The sequence below is a fragment of the Rhizobium sullae genome (assembly GCF_900169785.1).
Taxonomy (GTDB): Bacteria; Pseudomonadota; Alphaproteobacteria; order Rhizobiales; family Rhizobiaceae; genus Rhizobium; species Rhizobium sullae.
This window is the reverse complement of the sequence record NZ_FWER01000061.1, coordinates 78,067-95,102: the sequence shown is the minus strand read 5'-3', so window position 1 is coordinate 95,102 and position 17,036 is coordinate 78,067. Positions and strand designations below refer to the sequence as shown.

At 58.5% G+C, this 17,036-nt stretch carries 17 protein-coding genes and 3 pseudogenes; 6 read left to right on the top strand and 14 right to left on the bottom strand.

Annotated elements, in window-relative coordinates:
- Positions 1 to 66 precede the first annotated feature (66 nt).
- From BN1800_RS33585 to BN1800_RS33570, 4 genes are all read left to right on the top strand, one after another.
- Entirely contained in the window at positions 67 to 1,680 is a 1,614-nt protein-coding gene (locus BN1800_RS33585) for a putative bifunctional diguanylate cyclase/phosphodiesterase (protein WP_087004236.1), read from the top strand.
- A 347-nt stretch (positions 1,681 to 2,027) separates the two neighbouring features.
- A complete protein-coding gene (locus BN1800_RS33580) occupies positions 2,028 to 3,026 on the top strand; it encodes a phosphatase PAP2 family protein (protein WP_087004233.1) in 999 nt (332 codons plus the stop codon).
- Positions 3,020 to 3,835, top strand: a complete 816-nt coding sequence (locus BN1800_RS33575; RefSeq protein WP_087004231.1) for a sterol desaturase family protein — start codon at positions 3,020 to 3,022, stop codon at positions 3,833 to 3,835. Before BN1800_RS33580 ends, BN1800_RS33575 begins: the two co-directional genes overlap by 7 nt.
- Entirely contained in the window at positions 3,832 to 4,509 is a 678-nt protein-coding gene (locus BN1800_RS33570) for a methyltransferase family protein (protein ID WP_037141837.1), read from the top strand. The genes BN1800_RS33575 and BN1800_RS33570 overlap by 4 nt, the downstream gene beginning before the upstream one ends.
- A gap of 258 nt (positions 4,510 to 4,767) precedes the next feature.
- On the opposite strand, the gene BN1800_RS33565 is transcribed toward BN1800_RS33570, so the two are convergent.
- Positions 4,768 to 4,947 (bottom strand): hypothetical protein, encoded by a 180-nt coding sequence (locus tag BN1800_RS33565; RefSeq protein ID WP_087004228.1) that lies wholly within the window; start codon positions 4,945 to 4,947, stop codon positions 4,768 to 4,770.
- Between the two features lie 21 nt (positions 4,948 to 4,968).
- Entirely contained in the window at positions 4,969 to 5,127 is a 159-nt protein-coding gene (locus BN1800_RS41725; protein ID WP_156915262.1) for a hypothetical protein, read from the bottom strand.
- Between the two features lie 221 nt (positions 5,128 to 5,348).
- Between BN1800_RS41725 and BN1800_RS33555 the strand changes: the two are divergent.
- Positions 5,349 to 5,563 (top strand): annotated as a pseudogene (locus tag BN1800_RS33555) (sigma factor-like helix-turn-helix DNA-binding protein); the annotation flags it as partial.
- A 78-nt stretch (positions 5,564 to 5,641) separates the two neighbouring features.
- Here the strand turns inward: BN1800_RS33555 and BN1800_RS40810 are convergent.
- Positions 5,642 to 5,806 (bottom strand): annotated as a pseudogene (locus BN1800_RS40810) (IS30 family transposase); the annotation flags it as partial.
- Positions 5,802 to 6,311, bottom strand: a complete 510-nt coding sequence (locus tag BN1800_RS33550) for a hypothetical protein (RefSeq protein WP_087004225.1) — start codon at positions 6,309 to 6,311, stop codon at positions 5,802 to 5,804. The pseudogene BN1800_RS40810 and the gene BN1800_RS33550, both read right to left, overlap by 5 nt.
- Before the next feature lie 288 nt (positions 6,312 to 6,599).
- On the opposite strand from BN1800_RS33550, the gene BN1800_RS33545 reads away from it, so the two are divergent.
- On the top strand, positions 6,600 to 7,124 hold the full coding sequence (locus BN1800_RS33545; protein WP_087004222.1) for a tetratricopeptide repeat protein: 525 nt from the start codon (positions 6,600 to 6,602) through the stop codon (positions 7,122 to 7,124).
- Positions 7,125 to 7,261: 137 nt separating this feature from the next.
- Here BN1800_RS33545 and BN1800_RS33540 read toward each other — a convergent pair whose 3' ends face one another.
- The 10 genes and pseudogenes from BN1800_RS33540 to BN1800_RS33495 form a co-directional block, all read right to left on the bottom strand.
- On the bottom strand, positions 7,262 to 7,840 hold the full coding sequence (locus BN1800_RS33540; RefSeq protein WP_087004219.1) for a hypothetical protein: 579 nt from the start codon (positions 7,838 to 7,840) through the stop codon (positions 7,262 to 7,264).
- A gap of 64 nt (positions 7,841 to 7,904) precedes the next feature.
- The gene (locus BN1800_RS33535) at positions 7,905 to 9,209 is read right to left on the bottom strand and encodes an ATP-binding protein (RefSeq protein ID WP_087004216.1); all 1,305 of its coding nucleotides are present in this window, start codon (positions 9,207 to 9,209) and stop codon (positions 7,905 to 7,907) included.
- A gap of 16 nt (positions 9,210 to 9,225) precedes the next feature.
- Positions 9,226 to 10,170, bottom strand: coding sequence for a type II secretion system F family protein (locus BN1800_RS33530; RefSeq protein WP_027509810.1), 945 nt, complete (start codon positions 10,168 to 10,170; stop codon positions 9,226 to 9,228).
- Between the two features lie 3 nt (positions 10,171 to 10,173).
- On the bottom strand, positions 10,174 to 11,127 hold the full coding sequence (locus BN1800_RS33525; RefSeq protein ID WP_087004213.1) for a type II secretion system F family protein: 954 nt from the start codon (positions 11,125 to 11,127) through the stop codon (positions 10,174 to 10,176).
- A pseudogene (locus tag BN1800_RS33520) lies at positions 11,124 to 12,654 on the bottom strand (TadA family conjugal transfer-associated ATPase). Before BN1800_RS33520 ends, BN1800_RS33525 begins: the two are co-directional and overlap by 4 nt.
- Before the next feature lie 16 nt (positions 12,655 to 12,670).
- Complete coding sequence (locus tag BN1800_RS33515; protein WP_087004211.1) at positions 12,671 to 13,237, bottom strand: L,D-transpeptidase; 567 nt, start codon at positions 13,235 to 13,237, stop codon at positions 12,671 to 12,673.
- Positions 13,234 to 14,376 carry a response regulator/pilus assembly protein gene (locus BN1800_RS33510; protein ID WP_087004208.1) on the bottom strand — a complete coding sequence of 381 codons (1,143 nt, stop codon included), beginning with the start codon at positions 14,374 to 14,376 and terminating at the stop codon, positions 13,234 to 13,236. The genes BN1800_RS33515 and BN1800_RS33510 overlap by 4 nt, the downstream gene beginning before the upstream one ends.
- 28 nt (positions 14,377 to 14,404) lie before the next feature.
- The gene (locus tag BN1800_RS33505; RefSeq protein WP_087004205.1) at positions 14,405 to 15,025 is read right to left on the bottom strand and encodes a TadE/TadG family type IV pilus assembly protein; all 621 of its coding nucleotides are present in this window, start codon (positions 15,023 to 15,025) and stop codon (positions 14,405 to 14,407) included.
- A complete protein-coding gene (locus BN1800_RS33500; protein WP_087004259.1) occupies positions 15,019 to 15,498 on the bottom strand; it encodes a TadE/TadG family type IV pilus assembly protein in 480 nt (159 codons plus the stop codon). The genes BN1800_RS33505 and BN1800_RS33500 overlap by 7 nt, the downstream gene beginning before the upstream one ends.
- On the bottom strand, positions 15,498 to 17,030 hold the full coding sequence (locus BN1800_RS33495) for a Tad domain-containing protein (RefSeq protein ID WP_087004202.1): 1,533 nt from the start codon (positions 17,028 to 17,030) through the stop codon (positions 15,498 to 15,500). The genes BN1800_RS33500 and BN1800_RS33495 overlap by 1 nt, the downstream gene beginning before the upstream one ends.
- Between the last annotated feature and the right edge of the window lie 6 nt (positions 17,031 to 17,036).

The window sequence follows — 17,036 nt, the reverse complement described above, 5'->3', positions numbered from 1 at the left end:
AACCATCACTAACCCTCCTGCCGTTCCAACAGAAGCAATATATAATGAGGCTTACTTCAGTTCCAGGTGACTAGTGAATTTGTTTCCTATTATGGGAATAGCCTAAGACTCGTAAAATGCTCTGCAAAGGTTGCCCAGGCCTACAGAATCGTAGGCGCGGGAGATGCGACCCTTTGGCAGGTCTATCCAGAGCTGCTGGTTTCCGATCGCAAGCCGTTTGTCGAAGCCGTGCTTGCTGGCGGCCTCCCGCGCAATATTGCGATTGAACCTGGCGCGTCCGATGAGGACCGCAATCTTCTCCTTTTCAGCACAGAGCGGGGACTCGGCGTCATCGAGACGCGAAATGAGGTCGCGCTCTCGCAAGCGTCGATCGGAGATACAGATCGGGCTCTGCTTCTCTATCAGGCCAGACACGACGCTTTGACGGGATTGCCCAACCGCCGCCAGTTCAGCAGCGATCTTGCGGCAAATCTTCCGTTGCGTGGCGGGCACAAGCTTGCACTGATGCAGATCGATCTCGACGACTTCAAGCCGGTCAACGACACCCTTGGTCACGGCGCCGGCGATATCGTGCTCAAGATGACGGCGGAACGAATTCAGGCGGTGCTCCGCAATGGGGAGACCGCCTACAGGCTCGCGGGCGATGAATTTGCCATCATCCAATGCCATGACGATCAGCCTGCTGAAGCAGAGCGGCTGGCCGAATCGCTGGTCCATGCGTTCAAGGAGCCGTTCACCATCGACGGGATCGATGTCTTTGTAGGCGCAAGCGTCGGAATCGCCGTTGCGCCAAATGACGGAAACGACGGCGAGCAATTGATGAAGGCGGCCGACATCGCTCTCTACGCTGCGAAGAACGATGGACGCGGCCGTGCGCGGACATTCAACCGCTCGATGCTCATCATGCTGGAGCAGCGCGAGATGCTGAGGCGCAGCTTACGTGTCGCGCTCCAGGAAGAGCAGCTCTTCATCGAATACCAGCCGCTCGTCGAGCTGCCGGAAGGGATCGTCGGCTTCGAAGCTTTGCTGCGGTGGCATCATCCCTATGCTGGAGTCGTTCCGCCGAAGCTCTTCATTCCCATGGCCGAAGCTGACGGCCTGATGGGAGAAATCGGAGAGTGGGTGCTGGAAACCGCCTGCCGCCAGGCGACAACGTGGCCCTCGCACTTCATTGTTGCGGTCAATCTTTCCCCAGCCCAGTTCCTACTCGGTGGGTTCACCGATCGCGTAGCGGGAATCCTTGACAAGGTCGGACTCGCGGCCGATCGGTTGGAACTCGAGATAACGGAAACCGTCTTGCTTGAGCGCACGACCAACAATCTTGACACGCTCAACACACTCGAGGTCCTGGGTATCCGGATCGCGCTCGACGACTTCGGTACCCGATATTCGTCCCTGAGCTACCTGCAGAACTTTCCTTTCGATACGATCAAGATCGACAAGCACTTCATCAACGATGTCGAGACGAACCGGAACACCCAGACGATCGTGCGCTTCATCATTGGGCTTGCTCATGGATTGGGGATGCGGGTCACTGCGGAAGGCGTCGAGACTGTCGGCCAGGCTGCCTGGCTAGGCAGAAGGAAATGCGACCGGCTACAGGGAAACCTCTTGGGTGCCCCGATGGCTGCCGAAGCCATCGGGGATTTCCTGCATCATCCCTCGTTTGCTACTTTGTAAAGAAGATCGGAGTCTGGATCTGCTAGGGTCCGAACCCATAAGGGGGGTTCCGTTGGGCCCCGCTCAAGCCGCTGTAGCTCGCCGCGAATTTCCGGAATTTTGACAGCGAAAACCGGAAAAATGGATTCTCCGGCAAACCCGTCAAAATCACTCAGAACGCATCCTTGAAGCCGCCTCAAAGGCGGATTGAAAGGCGGGGCCTAGTCATTGAACCGAGGACGGTTCCAGTCGTGGCATATGCCCGCCGCGTCGCTAGGCGCTTCGTGCGTTAACTAACTCGAAATAATGATCTTGCTGGAACCTGCAACTGGTGGTTCAATCTCGCCGGGATATGGGGTTCTGCGGATATGACCGAAGTCGTGATCAGCGTGGCCGCATCGCGTCGGCCGATGGCGTGGTTGAGCGTGTCTTGCGGCGTCTTCGCGATCGTCGCGTTCGGCATCGCGCCCGCACTTTACGTGCGGAACCTGAGTGCGTTCGCGTTGCAAGTCGTCCCGGCGGCAGCTGTTCTATCAATCGCTGTCCTCCTGGCTGCCTCCATCATCCGGCAGCCGGCCGTGCCTCTCTCCCACCTGGCCGGTATTCTTAGGCGCCGAGGCGGCGGAGTGCTTGGGATCGCCGCTTGGATGTGCATCGGCATGGCGGCGTTCTGGACGGTGAAGTTCCAGATCCCGCACGTCGTTCCGTTCTACGCCGACCCCGCCCTTGCAGCGATCGATCGCGCACTTCACTTCGGTGATCCATGGCGTTGGGCTCATTCCTTTTTGCCCGCGGAGGCAATGCCCTCGATGCTTATCGTCTATTTCCCGCTTTGGCTGCTCGCATTCATTGGCTGCATAGCCCTGGTCGCCTTCCATCCGAGCGATCGGCTGCGATCGCGATATCTCCTGTCATTCGCCGCGACATACGTGTTCTTGGGGACAGTGGTTGCGGCTCTGGGCGCTTCCGTTGGGCCAATATTTTATGACCGATTTTTCGATGATGGCCGGTTCGGCGATTTCGTTGCGACGCTCAAACAGAACCCGGGCGAAAGCTATCTTTTCTTTGTCGCCGATCGGCTCTACACCGCCTATGCTTCAGGTGCCGAGGGCATCTTCGCCGGCACATGGGCAATGCCGAGCATCCATGTGGCGATCGCGACCCTCAATGCGCTCCTGCTGGCACAGCTCAGCCGCTGGCTTGGGGTTGTCGGCTGGACCTTCGCTGCCCTTACGCTTTTCGGCTCGATCTACTTCGGCTGGCACTACGCGGTGGACGGGTATGTTTCTGCTGCTGCCGTTTTCTTTTTTTGGCGGCTCTTCGATGCGCCGAGCCAGAACAAGCAATCATCGGGTGTCACATGTTAGAACTCATCGACCTGAAGGCGATACTTATCATCGCCATGATCTTCATTCCGCTTGAGCGGCTTCTTCCGCTTTACGCTGATCAGAAAATGCTGCGAAAGCACTGGCTGAACGACGTGATCTATCTCTTCTTCAACGGTATCCTGATCAAGCTCGGTTTCGTCGCCCTGGTCGGCGCGATGATGTTCGCCATCCGGCTTGTCATCCCGGAAGGCATGTTCGCTGTGGTGCAAGCGCAGCCGATATGGTTGCAGGCGATCGAGGTCACTCTTGTTGCCGATATAGGCTTTTATCTAGCGCACCGCGCCTTCCATTCTGTGCCCTTCCTCTGGAAGTTTCACTCTGTCCACCACAGCATCGAAGAGATGGATTGGCTGGCCGCGCATCGCGTTCATCCGGTTGACCAAATCGCGACCATGACCGCGTCCATGCTCCCGGTTTACGCCCTTGGCTTCTCCGGATCTGCGATTGCGATCTATGCTTTCATGTATCAGGCGCAGTCGCTTCTCATCCATTCAAACACTCGGATCAGGTTCGGTCCTCTAAAATGGGTGCTCGCGTCGCCGCAGTTCCATCACTGGCACCATGCCAACGAGCGACAGGCCTACGACAAGAACTTCGCCGGGCAGTTGCCCTTTATCGATGCCTTGGCAGGCACTTTATACATGCCTGAGCGGATGCCGAGGGTCTATGGCACAGATGACCCGGTTCCTCCGCTTTACCACCAGCAACTTGCCTACCCTCTCAAACAGATTGCCGGTCGAGTGCCGGCGGCTGAGGTATCAGCGCAAACGGGAGACTCACGTCCATGATCGGCAGGCTCGAAGACTTTCTCGGAAAGGTTTTTCTGGTGCTTGTTTTCTTCTTCCTAGCGCTGCAGCAGATCGCCTCGATCGTCACAATCATTCGGCTTCGCGAGAGCGTGGAGTTCTGGCCGCTTGCTCTCTCTTCGCGATTGGCGGGCTTGCTGTTCCTGTGTCTGGTCGTCGGCCTGACGGTGGTTCGTCTGCCGCCACGGCAGAACGCGGACGGGATAGAGCCTCGACTGAGTGCACTCGCGGGGACGTTTGGCTTGATGGTCCTGATAGTACTGCCGCGAGGAACGGTAGGACCGGAGCTCTTGATCGCCGCGACCGTCCTGATGCTCGTCGGTGCTGCACTGTCGATCTACTGTCTGTTCTGGCTAGGGCGCTCGTTTTCGGTCATGGCAACGGCCCGCAAGCTCGTCACCAGCGGACCCTATGCGATAGTCCGGCATCCGCTGTATCTCGCGGAGGCTTTCAGCGCTGTAGGCTTTCTGATCGCCAATTGGTCGTTGGCTGCTTTGCTGGTGGGAACTGCTCATTTTGTCTTCCAATTCCGACGGATGTTCAACGAGGAACGCGTTTTGCGAAGCACCTTTCCGGAGTATCCTGGCTATGCCAGCAGGGTTCCGATGTTCATTCCGCGACCGCTGACCCCCGTCGCGAGGTCGGAAAGAGGATAACGGCTATGCCAACCAAATATCGACCTCCGAAACCGAAACCGGACCACGTCGCCACCGAATGGCGCATGCTCGCGCTCCTGCCTCATCCTCGGTCTCTTCGCGGCGATCAAACTAGGGCAGTTCGATGTTGACGCGGATTGGGTGCTTACCCTCCCTTACAACTGACGGTCTTCGAAACTGGAAGCACGATCATCATCCGCATTGCTGGCAATAACCGCGATGCCAGTCGGGTGCTTCTGAGCCAGCGAGTCCCTCATGCTAGAGCCCCGATATCGGTTCCGGCGCGGCCTGATTAGGGTCGCGATAGAGGATCTTGTCGGGTAACGGCGATAGCCCGAAGGCCGATCGGAGCTTGCCCGTCGTCGCGTTCGCCAGCAGCTTCGCCTTGACCGCCTGCACCTGCGAGCGTGACGTCAGCCGGTTATGCCCTTGCAGCATGCAGGCGATAACACCGGCAGTTCAAGGGGCGGACAATGATGTCCCGCGGTACGTGCGGTAATCACCAACTCCCTGCACCGGGGCCGCCGCATAACGGACCATCAGTGCGGGGGCCATGATCTCGACGGCCGTCCCGAAGTTGGTGCCGTCGGAGCCGTAGTAATAGGGGGTATCGTTCATCCCTAGCCCGCCGGCGCAGATTGCGTCCGGTGCTTCCGCAGGAAGCATGTTGCGGGTTTCACAAAGTACGGGACAAGGATTTCAGTAAGTCGCGGACACCGATTTCAGTAAGTACGGGACAGCGATTTCACTAAGTCGCGGACAGATATAGCGACGGATTTAGATCGATTTTCGTGAGCGCCGATCTGGCACTTTGCCCTCGTGTTTTGAGCGAGGACATGATGCCCAGACAGAAGCAAGCGAGACATACCGACGTGAAGGACATCCGATCGATACTGCGGCTGACGTTCGAGCAGGGATTGTCGATACGCGCCGTTTCTGAACGGCTGAAGATGAGCAAGACGTCGGTTTCGACGTATCTGCTGCGGGCGCGGGAAGCCGGGCTTGCGGTCTGGCCCTTCCACCAGGCCTAGACGAGGACGATGTTCTCGAGCAATCATCATCCCCTTGAACAAGCTGGATGTGGACCCGAGAATCTACGCCGAGTGCAACAGGCCGGATTACAGGTAGGGGATCAGCCACATTCCCGCAAATGGGCGATGAACACTTCTGCCGGTGTTTTGTAGCCGAGGCATTTGCATGGCTGCGCATTCAGATGATGGGCAAGGTCGACGAGCTGTTGCTGGGTGATGTTGGATAGGTCGGTGTCGCCAGGCATGAAGCGGCGGATCCGCCTATTCTGCACCCGACCGGTATATACGTTCGAGGATCCTTCGATGGCAGCAAATGCAAGCCGACAGCACGACGATAAAAAGAAGCGTCCCGAGCGGTGAGGATAGCGGCAGGAAAGACCAGTCGCCGCGCAGCAGTCGCGGCAACGAAAAGCTGGAAAGGCCGGCTTGCGCCACTGCCGCCCGCCCCATAGTGAGACCGATCGCGAGCAGCGCGACATGCGCATGGATGAAACCTGACCGCAAGTGTCGTTGTGGCTGCAAGGCGAGCTGAATCCCGAAGAGCGATGCAAGAATCAGTATCGCCGTAGCGATCCAAATTCCGACCCCAGGTACCGCAAAAAGCAGATAGATAGGCTCGCGCATGATCGGAAGAAACGCCATATAAAGCCACCAGGCGGATGGGCTTGAGGGAGAGTATTCCAACAGCAGCATGCTGATGAGGAAGACCGCCGCTGTCGCATAAGCCAGGGATGGTCCCAGTCGCACCAAAGTGAAGATAGCGGTCCGCATATGACTTTTATCCTTTGGCCTTACGGTCACGCTACGACCGATAGGAGCAATATAGGTGACGCTTGATTAATTTTTACTCTACCAATCACAATCCGCGAAGCGCGTCGTTCGAATCGCGCGCTTCCAAAAACTGGCTCATTTTGCCTCACAACGGGCTGCGCATCTGTCGTTATTTTGCGACTGTTTATCTAAATTATTGAGTTATTATCTTTTTTTCAAGAAGATTTCTCGTGGACACATCCGAATGCTTGGCTAGGATGCTTGAAGGATCGGGGGATCAAATTGCAAATGCTGCAGGTTAGTGCTCGGATTAAGTGCATTGCATTCTTGCTTGCGAGTGGAGCGATCCTGGTCGGGTGCCAGTCGTCCAGCGTTGATAATCTGGCAGCTTATGGCGACAGCGCGAAGACCGTCGAGGATGATTCAGCCGTCGCCTTCTACAAGAACGACGAACTGATCACCATTGGCAAGCTGCAGTTTCAGGAAAAGAACTACGGAAAATCATACGCCATTTACAAGCGCGCGGTTAACGTCTTTCCGGAAGATCCGGCCGCCTGGCTCGGCTTTGCGGCCTCTGCAGATATGGTCGGCCGCTTCGATACCTCCGACCGCGCTTACCGGGAACTCGCAAGGATGATCGGCAATACCCCGGTCTACTACAACAACATCGGGTACTCGCACCTCTTGCGCGGCGACCTTCCCGGTGCCAGACGGTACTTTCTGAAAGCCTACGAGCTCGATCCCGCAAACGAGGTGACTGCCCGGAACCTCGAATTGTTGAAGAACAGCGTGAATTTCGCACAACGGAGGTAGGTTTTCGGCGATTCAGGCTCCCAGCCGACACTCCGCCGACGGACAGCCTGGCGTCGTTGCCGCTTGTGAACCGACACGGTACCAGGACGATTCGCGTCGCCGGGCGGTTGTGTTGGAGATTTCGGTGAAGTCGCGGTTTACTGCACCTTCCGGAGTATAAGCTTCCCTTCCGGTGAGACCGTTCGCTCGTAGCGCGGCAGGTCATCGATCGCGACGCCCTTAGCATCGATGGACGTTAAACTTTCATCCGGAGTCTGATATCCAGCTGGCGGGGCAGCGGGCGATGGCGCGAAATATTGTGCCGGTTCCTTGCCAGGCGCACTCAGCACCAAAGCTCCGCCAGCGCGCGAAGCAAACGAACCAGAGCGCATCCGTTCATTCATTATGAAAATCGTCTTTTGCAGGCTTTCCGTCTGCTGCCGGATGACTGCCACTTCATCAGCCTTCGCATTTCCGGCAAAATTGCGCCCCTGCTTGTCTACCTGCGCTTTCAGGCCATCGATCGACCTCTTGAGCGCGACAATCGTCTCGCGGCTCTCGCGCAAATCCGCTGCGTTTTTGGCAGTATAGATCAGAATGCCTGCATTGATCGGCAGAAGCATCACAACCATGGCGATGAGCGGCGCATTTCTTGGGTGCCTCTGCTCTCCGGTCTTTCGCATACCGCGCAGTTTTGCGTCGTCCGCTTCGGCGTCGAGATTCGGGATGCTGGTCATTCGCTTTGCTCCACCGCTCGTCATCACGTCATTGTTTCAGGCATTCCTTAATAACGCTGGCAACTTATTCCAGAGTGAACACCCCTTCCCAGGCCCGTTCCAGCATATCCAGCGACGCGACCTTCGGCATTCCATTGAATTCGCAGTAAGACCCGACGAAGTCGAGAATATACTTCGGATGATAGCAGGACGCGAGCATGGTGCCATGGTACTTGCGATCATAAAAGTGGTTCAAATCAATGTCACTGACATCTATCGCGGCGCCGCCCGCATACGACTTGAAAATTTGGATGTATTCTTCGCGCGACGGGTTATTCACGAAGATCTTGTACTTCAGACGTCTAAGGCCAGCCTCGTCGGAAAGATCCTTCGGGGCGATGTTCGTCGAGAAGACGACCAGTTCGTCGAATGGAACCTTGAACTTCTTGCCGGTGTGCAGCGTCAGGAAGTCGTATCCACGCTCGAGGGGCACGATCCAGCGATTGATAAGCGATTGCGGCGCCACCTGCTGGCGCCCGAAATCGTCGATGATGAAAACGCCGCCGGATGCCTTCAGATGCACCGGCGCTTCATAGACATTTGGTCCTTCGTTGAAGGTGAGATCGAGCAGATCGAGGGTTAATTCCCCGCCGGTCTTGACCACAGGACGACGGCATTCGATCCATCGCTGATCGGCCTTCGGATAAGGTTTTGCGTCAGCCCCGGCTATGGGTTGATGCACAGCTTCGTCAAAGAAACTGATGACATGGCCGCCAACCTCGATGGCATGGGGCACAAAGATCGTTTGGCGAAACAGTTGCGACGTCCGCTCGGCGATGCTCGTCTTTCCGTTTCCGGGCGGTCCGTAAAGCAGGATGGAGCGACCCGAGTTCATGGCCGGACCGAGCTTTTCGACCAGCGAATCCGAAAGCACCAGCCCCTCAAGGCTCTCGATCAGCCGCTCTGGGGTCACGCGCTCGTCATGGATGGACTGTAAACTCACTTGTCGGCAGAAAGCGTCCAGCGATACCGGCGCCGGTCCGACATACTGGGATTGACGCGACGCCGCGCGGGCATATTCGAGGCCATTTGTCGAAAGCGCATAGCGAATGTCGGATCTCACATCCTCGCCGGCCAGGCCCCGAGCCTCCAGGAGTGCGAGCTTCACAAGTTCCTTGATCAGGATATTGGCCAGCACTTTCGGCAATTTCATGCGATCGGCAAGGTGAGATGCCGTGATTGTATCCTGCTCGGCCGCACATTTTGCCGCCAGCCTAAGCAGGAACGACGATTCCAGGCCCGTCTCCTCCAGGCTTGCAGGCGCCATCGGCATCCGTGGATCGAGGGGTATTACGACATCTTGACGGTTCTGTTCGGGCGAATACTGCATACGGACCTCGCTTGGTTCAACCGCCGGGTTTCAAGCCGACGAGAATACTGACGACACGGATGACAATCGGAACGAGCACGATGATCAGGCTCACCGGGAACAGGAACGCTCCGAGCGGCAGCAACATTTTGATCGGCAGGGCGTTGGCCTTCTCCTCGGCCCGAACGATACGAAGATCGCGCATTTCCTTACTGTAGACCCGCAGCGTCTGCGTAACGCTCGTTCCGAGTTCCTCCGATTGGCGGAACAGTACCGAAAGCGCTCGCGCCTCATCTATCCGCAATCGCGTCGCAAGGTTGGCCAATGCATCGCGCAAGCGGCGCCCGCCGCGCACTTCCAGCATCATGATCGAGAGATGCAGGCCGAAGTCCTGCTGCTTGTCGATGAATTCCCGGGTAACGCGGTTGGCCGCCGCCTCGATGCTCATCCCCGCATCGAGGCAAACGATCAGCATATCCATGAAGTCGGGAAAGAGCCGGCGATACTCCCGCTCCTTGGCGCCGCCGCGCCGGTCGATATAGATGTTGACCAGAATAAAGGTCACGCCGGCGGCAAACATGGCGATGATCAGCGTAGCGATCCGCGACATCTCGGGCACGAAGCGATCGAATGCCCAGACCGCCGCGACAAACACGCCGATACAGATCAGCGCGCGAACCACCTGGAAGATCGTCACTGCGCTGGCATCGAAAAATCCTGCGCGGATCAGGCGGTTCTGGATGGAGTTCTGATTCGTGTCACGCCGGGTAATCTCGAAATAGCGACGGATCAGGCGGTTTTCCGCCTCGCCGAGATCGGCAATCGTCGTATCGCCAAGGTGGAGTTCCTCGCCTGCCGCCGTCGTGGCCTTCGACAGCCGCGCCCCGACCTCACGCCGCCGAAAAACCAGTTCCGATGCCGCTGCTGAAAATATCAGCACTGCAAAGAAGACGATGAAGTAAATTCCATATTCACTCGACATGGCTCAGTACTCGAAGTTGACCAGCTTGTAGAGAATCACATTCCCGACCGCCATGAGGGCCAGCAGCACGCACACCACGACGGTTCCGTGGCCGCTGTCCCAGAGGGGATCGAAGTAGGTCGGCGACAGCGCCTTGATCATCCCGTAGAGCAGAAACGGGTAGATCGACATGAAGATCGCCGTGATGCGCCCTTCCGAGGAGATTGCCTTGACCTTTGCCTTCAGCATCGTCCGGTCGCGCAGTGTCTTCGAAAGGTTCCGCAGGATTTCGACAAGGTTCCCGCCGGTTCCGGCCTGTACGCTCAGCGATATTGCGAGCAGGTTCAGATCCTCGACGCCCACCCGGTCGGCCAGGTTTATGAGGGCGTCGTCAAGCGTCACGCCATAGGTGAGTTCGTCCGAGAGGAGGCCGAACTCACTGCCGATCGGATCAGGCATCTCGCGCGCCACCAGAGCAATCGCCGCAGGCAGCGGGTGGCCGGCGGCCAGGCTGCGGTTGGCGACATCGAGCGCTTCGGGGAGCTTCAGTGCGAATTTTCGCATGCGGCTCGCCCGGGTCCGCCAGACGACGAGCGCAGGGATAAGGAGGCAGATCAGGAGAAAGACCGGTACCCTGACTAGATTGCTCGGCACCAGAAACTGAACGACCAGCCATATTAAAGGTGCGCCGGCGATCGCGAAGAGGCTAAATCGCCTCGCATCGAACTTAATGCCAGACTGGACGTAGAACTGCCGCAGCCGCTGCATCAAGGGGGTCTGTCGCCAGCTGCCGTCGGCACCACGCTCCTTCAGCATATCGCGGTAGGTCTTACGATGATCATCGCTGACATTGAGCAGGCTCAGCCGATGGTTTACCGCGCGGTGACGCTCGGATGTCCTGAAGTAGCCGCGAACGATCGCATCGACGGCAACAAGGGCCGCGATGAATACGGCCGCGTAAAGCAGGATCAGGGTCATGGTTCAACGGGCCCCGTTTGCAGCGGTTTACCGGGATCGAAGATCATCGCAGGAATCTCGATCCCGAGTTCGGCAAATTCCTCGATGAAGCGCGGCCGTATGCCCGTGGCGCGGAATTCTCCGTGGATCCGCCCGTGGTCATCGGTGCCGGTCTTCTTGAATTTCATGATCTCCTGCATCTGCACGACCTCACCCTCCATGCCGGTGATCTCTGAAATCGAGACGATCTTGCGGCTGCCATCGCTCAAGCGCTGAACCTGCACGATAACCGTAATGGCGGACGAGATCTGCGAGCGAATGCTCAGCTGCGACATTGGCATCCCGGCCATGCCGACCATCTGTTCGAGCCGGCCGACGGCATCACGGGGCGTGTTGGCGTGAATGGTCGTCATCGACCCCTCGTGGCCGGTATTCATCGCCTGCAGCATGTCGAAGGCCTCGTCGCCGCGCACTTCGCCGACGATGATGCGGTCCGGACGCATACGCAGCGCGTTTTTCAAAAGTTCGCGTTGACGAATTTCGTTGCGCCCGTCGAGGGTCGGTGGCCGAGTTTCCAGCCGGCCGACATGCGGCTGCTGCAACTGGAGTTCGGCCGCGTCCTCGATAGTAATCAGACGCTCCTTCGGAGAAATTTGCGACGAGAGCGCGTTGAGCAAGGTCGTCTTGCCCGAACCCGTGCCGCCCGAAATGACCATGGATACCTTGCCCTTGACGGCGGCGCTAAGAAGGACGCGCATCGCATTAGCCATGGCGCCATATTCCACGAGGCGCTCCATCGTCAGCGGCTTGCGGGTAAATTTTCTGATGGAAACGAGCGGTCCGTCGACCGTGATCGGCCTAATGGCGACGTTCACACGCGAGCCATCCTTGAGNTTTTCTGATGGAAACGAGCGGTCCGTCGACCGTGATCGGCCTAATGGCGACGTTCACACGCGAGCCATCCTTGAGGCGGGCATCGACCATCGGCGTCGATTCGTCGACGCGGCGACCGACCGCCGAGACGATCTTGTTGATCACCCGCAACAGATGGTCCTCGTCCTTGAAACGCACGGCCGTGCTTTCGAGCCTGCCGCCCCGCTCCACATAGACGCTATCGTGGCCGTTGATGAGAATGTCGGCAATCGTGTCGTCGGCCAGTAGCGGCTCGATCGGTCCCAGCCCGAGCATCTCGTCGGTGATATCGCGGATCAGATCATTGATTTCCTTGGCATTGAGCGGAAAGTTGTTACGCCGGATGTAGTCCTTGACCAGAGGCCTGATCTCAGTTGCAATCTCCTCGTTGTCGAGCGTGTCGAGAATGCCCAGGTTGATACGATCGAGCAGGTAACGATGCAGATTGACCCGCTCCGACACCATGTCCGGCCCGAGCGAAGCTTCTTCGACATGTACCGGCGCTTCGCCGGACGCGGGTTGCCGAGCTGGGACGTGCGGAACCGCACCGGCTAGAGACAGTTCGATCGCCTCCGGATGCTCCCGGTTTTCCGGTTCCCGCTGCTTGTAGAAACGCCCGATGATTCCGTTCGTCATGCCTTCCACCCCTCGACTATTTTACAATGACCGTGGAACCGACCTTCACCCGCTCAAAGAGATCGATGACATCGGCGTTGCTCAGGCGGAAGCAGCCCGACGACGCGAAGGCGCCGACCGTCGACTGCTCGTTCGTTCCATGAATGCGGTAAAGCGTGTCGGTGTTGCCCTTGTAGAGATAGATTCCCCGAGCGCCCAAGGGATTAAACGGCCCTGGAGGTACAAGGTCCGGAAGTTGCGGCGAGCGCGCCTTCATCTCGGCCGGTGGCCGCCACTCAGGCCACTCTGATTTGCGCCCGACCTTCACGACGCCGCTCCAGCGAAATCCGTCGCGACCGACACCGATTTTATAGCGGATCGCCCGATTTCCGGAGACGACGAGGTCGAGCGTCTGGTTTCCGCTGACAATGACGATCGTCCCTGCTGCGTAACTTTGCTCCATGGTCACCATGGCACCCGTCCTCGGTCCGAGACTTCGCGGCACAAGCCCGCCTGCGGCGGCATCCGCGACAGCCATCGCGAAAACCGCAAGACCAAGAATGGCGGCGCAGGTCCTTATGCGCCGACGGTCGATCGCCTTCATCGGACCAGTGCTCCGAGCTTGCCGACCGCGCTACAGAAGCGCGCTCGGGAATTCACTTCCACCGGCAGCACCCCGCGATTAACCGCCTCACTTAGGGTATCCCAATCATCCGCGATGACGTGAGTGGGGATCTCCCTGAATATCTTCTCCGTTTGCTGCCGGCGAACGCCGAGGCCGAAAAGCTTGGTGCGATATTTGTTGATGACGATGAATATCTGATCCGAATTGCCGCGCAGCCGCACCAGATTGGCGAACAGGTCCTTGGCTTGCGAAAGCGCAGGAATCGTCATTTCGGTCACGATGCAGATGCTGTTGACCGAGCTGAGCACATCGTACTTCCACGGCGTATCGTAGTAAGGAATGTCGATGACGGTGTGATCGCTCTCAAAGGCTGCCACGTCCAGCATCCGCAACACCAGTTCGGAGCCCCTCGGCGTCAGAAGAACGGACGGCTGCTTGAAGGACAGCAGCGAAAAGCCGCCCGAATGACGCTTGCGGACCAGATCGATAAACTCCAGATCGACCCGGGAAGGATTGGCGATGACCGGCTTCAGGTCGTAGTCGTTGACAAGGTTGAGATAATAGCCGAGCGACCCCGATGAAAAATCCATGTCGAACAGATCGACCCGCGGCGCGGAATTCTTGGTCGGCTGGGCAAGCACATGCGCGAGCGACGAAGCGATCACGCTGGCGCCCGCACCGCCGACGGCCGAAACCACGGCATGGACCCGGCTGTCGCTTGCCCCGGTGCCGGGAGCATGGGTAGAGATTACCTCAATCAACGCGCGGCGCTCGAGCGGCTTCTTCAGCCAGTCGTTGCCATTCAGGCGGAAGAGCAGCCGCAGCATGTCGTCCGGTAGATCTTCGGAAACGACAACGAGGGGAATGTCCCGATGGCTGGTGCGGAACGCGAACAGTTCCGGACGGTGCAGCGATTCGCCGTCGTCGACGTCGAGAACGATCAGGTCGAACTGCGTCGAATCCAACCGACCTTTTTCGCCAAGCGCCTTCAGCGCCACATGGCGCACATCGTAACGCGACAACGCACCGAACACATCGAGCATGAGGCTTGCGGCCGCAGCATCGTCGGAAAGGACCAATATCTTGGTGGATGCGGCAATGTTGATGTGAGCTGTCATTTCGCTTTCCTACGCAATATTTAAGGAGTCAGCAGGTTGAACAAGTCTTGAGGTCTTCCGTGGTGATCGTCACCGGATGGGCGGGTATCGTGACGTCGTCGAGCCCTAACAGGGCGCCGAGAACGGGCAAGTCGAAGGTGACGTCGCGCACTTCCAGGCGCATGGTCAGCACCGGCCCGTCCGGACGGCCCCAGTAGCCGAGCCCGGAGCGCTGATAGGTCACCATCAGCTTGTCCGGCGTGATGCGCCAGTTGAGATCGCAGATGCCGGGGCGCGGATCGCCAGCCGCGCAGTCGCCATCGCTCCCCGTCACGACCCGGCTCAATTCGGCGCTGCAGTTCGGAAGAGCGGGTCCGGGTCCGCACACCGAGGATAACGTCGCATCGTTGGGTGTCGCGTTCCCGTTGTTCAGTGGATCGGCTGCGCCGATCGGGAAAACATCATCGAAATCAGTCGTCAGCGGATCGGAAACGGCCGCAAGGCGCGCGCCATATTGCAGGGCTTTGACCGTCTGGTTCCATTGCGACATGGCGTAGCCGAACTCGACGAAGGCGGCGAACACCAGCATCACGAGCGGGAAGGTCACCAGCCCTTCGGCAAGGCTCACACCGCGCTCGTCCCGCCAGAAGAAAATGGGCGATCTCACCATCCCATATACCTCTCTTCATGCGAGGAACTGATGGTTATTGCATCAAGGCCGAGCCAGCCGAACAGGGGAGAGGTCTGATAGACATGCGCGGTCTGCACGGTGATGATGCCGTCGGCATCAGGCCCTGCGATGGTGATGTCGGCAGCGTCCTTCCAGCCCGGAACCCGCGGTTTGGCGTCGGCCGCCGGGCTTTGCGTTCCGTAAAAGGCGATCGTCCTCGCACTCGCCTCATTGCAGGTCGGCTCATAGGTTGCCGACGCCGGCCGACAGCGCGACAAATAGCGCCCCGCATCGCGCAGGCCTGCATCGATCTGCATCCGCTCCCAAAAAATGTTGCCGAATTCGAGAATACCGGCGGCGAACAGCGTCACAAAGGGCACCGCCACCAGCGCTTCGGCCAGTACCGCTCCCTCCTGCCTTGACCAGAAGCCGAGACCAAGACCTTGCCGGACGAAATTGCGGAGCGCCATCATCATCGGACCAGCTCCGATTCTTCGCGGAGGTATTCCTCCATCGAGCCGAGGCCGCCCTGACCGGTAATGTCAACGATTTCTATATCGATGGCATTGTACTGGAAGGGTATTTCGGTTGGACTGCCTTTAATCTTGGCGAGATTGTTGTGTGTCTTGACGGGACGGGTCAGAAAAACCTTGCCGAACGCGGCGACATCGACGTCCGTCTTGCCGTTCATTGCCCCTTGGGCCCCGCAGTCCACCAGCGCCGCGATGGTTATCCTTCTGTCCGGGAACGCAGGTGGATCAGTGTTCCCGTAACACAGTGCCCTTCCGGTCTCTCCGCCCTGAGACGTTCGCTCATAGTATCCGTTGGCAATCTCGTAAAGATATACTTCGTAGCGGGAAGGCTGTGGTGAACCCGACAATGCGGCCGGTAGCGACTCGTTGTAGTTGATCAGCCAGTAATTCGCCAGGTCCCAGTCGCCTTTGCCAACGCGAGCACCACTTGTCGGCACATCAACGAGATATGTTTGGTCATCTGGAAAGGCCATGACCTCGTCGACCACGGGGTCGATGGACAGTGTGGGCTTTGCATCGCAGGTAGGCGCGCCGTTGCCCTTCTTCTGCGCGCCCTTTCGCACATTGACCGCCGGGGGCCCGGGCGTGACACTACCCGGTACAGCGCCGCCCTCCATCATATCGAACCTTGTATTGATTGCCTCCTCGACCGAACCGGTATTGCCGGGCTTCGTTGTGACCGTATTGTTTCTTGCAACGCACATCGGCGCGCCGTTTCCCGCAAAATATTCCCTGAGGTCCGAGGCGCCCTTGCCGTCAGGTACTTCGAGAAACCCGAAGTTGCCCGGGCCGGCGGGGTCGCCCTGATTGGAGGGAAGGTGCATCGATATCAGGGCACCGTGAAAATCCCCGTCGGCGAACGCCTGGTTGGCGGTCTTGCCCTGATCTTCGAACGGGTTGCAGATGAATATTGGCGAAATATCGCACGCGGCCATCTTGTACACGGCAACCGCCTCGGCGGAGACATTGATGGTGTCCCGGTCGAAGCCGACCGGAAGCGGGAAGATTGTCGTTAGTGCCTGATTCTTTGCGACGACCCGCGCGTAGGATGCCTCGCTCGCTGTCGTCGCCACCATGGATCCGGTGATTGGAACGTCGTCGTTGGCGGGAATTTCCTTGAGATATGTCACGTTGACCGTGCTCGCCGCATCGTCATCCGCATCATAGGCTACGGTGATATAGGAGCCGAGCGACATCCCCGTCCCGCCGCCGCCGAAGGCCGCGGTATTGGCAAGCTTCTCGATTGCCGCGTCCGCCCGGTCGATCGCGTCGTCGCGGCCGTCGAGTTCGCGGGCTCCGGCGAGCGCCATCGCATCGACGGCACTCTGCAGCTCGGTATGCAGATTGCTACTGCGGCCGACATCGATGACCAGCAGCGAAAAGCCGAGAAGCAGCGGCATGGCGATGAGCGTCAAGGCGATGACGTAGCCATGATGATCATTCCAGAACCGTCTGATAACCCTGCTAAGCATTGGCAT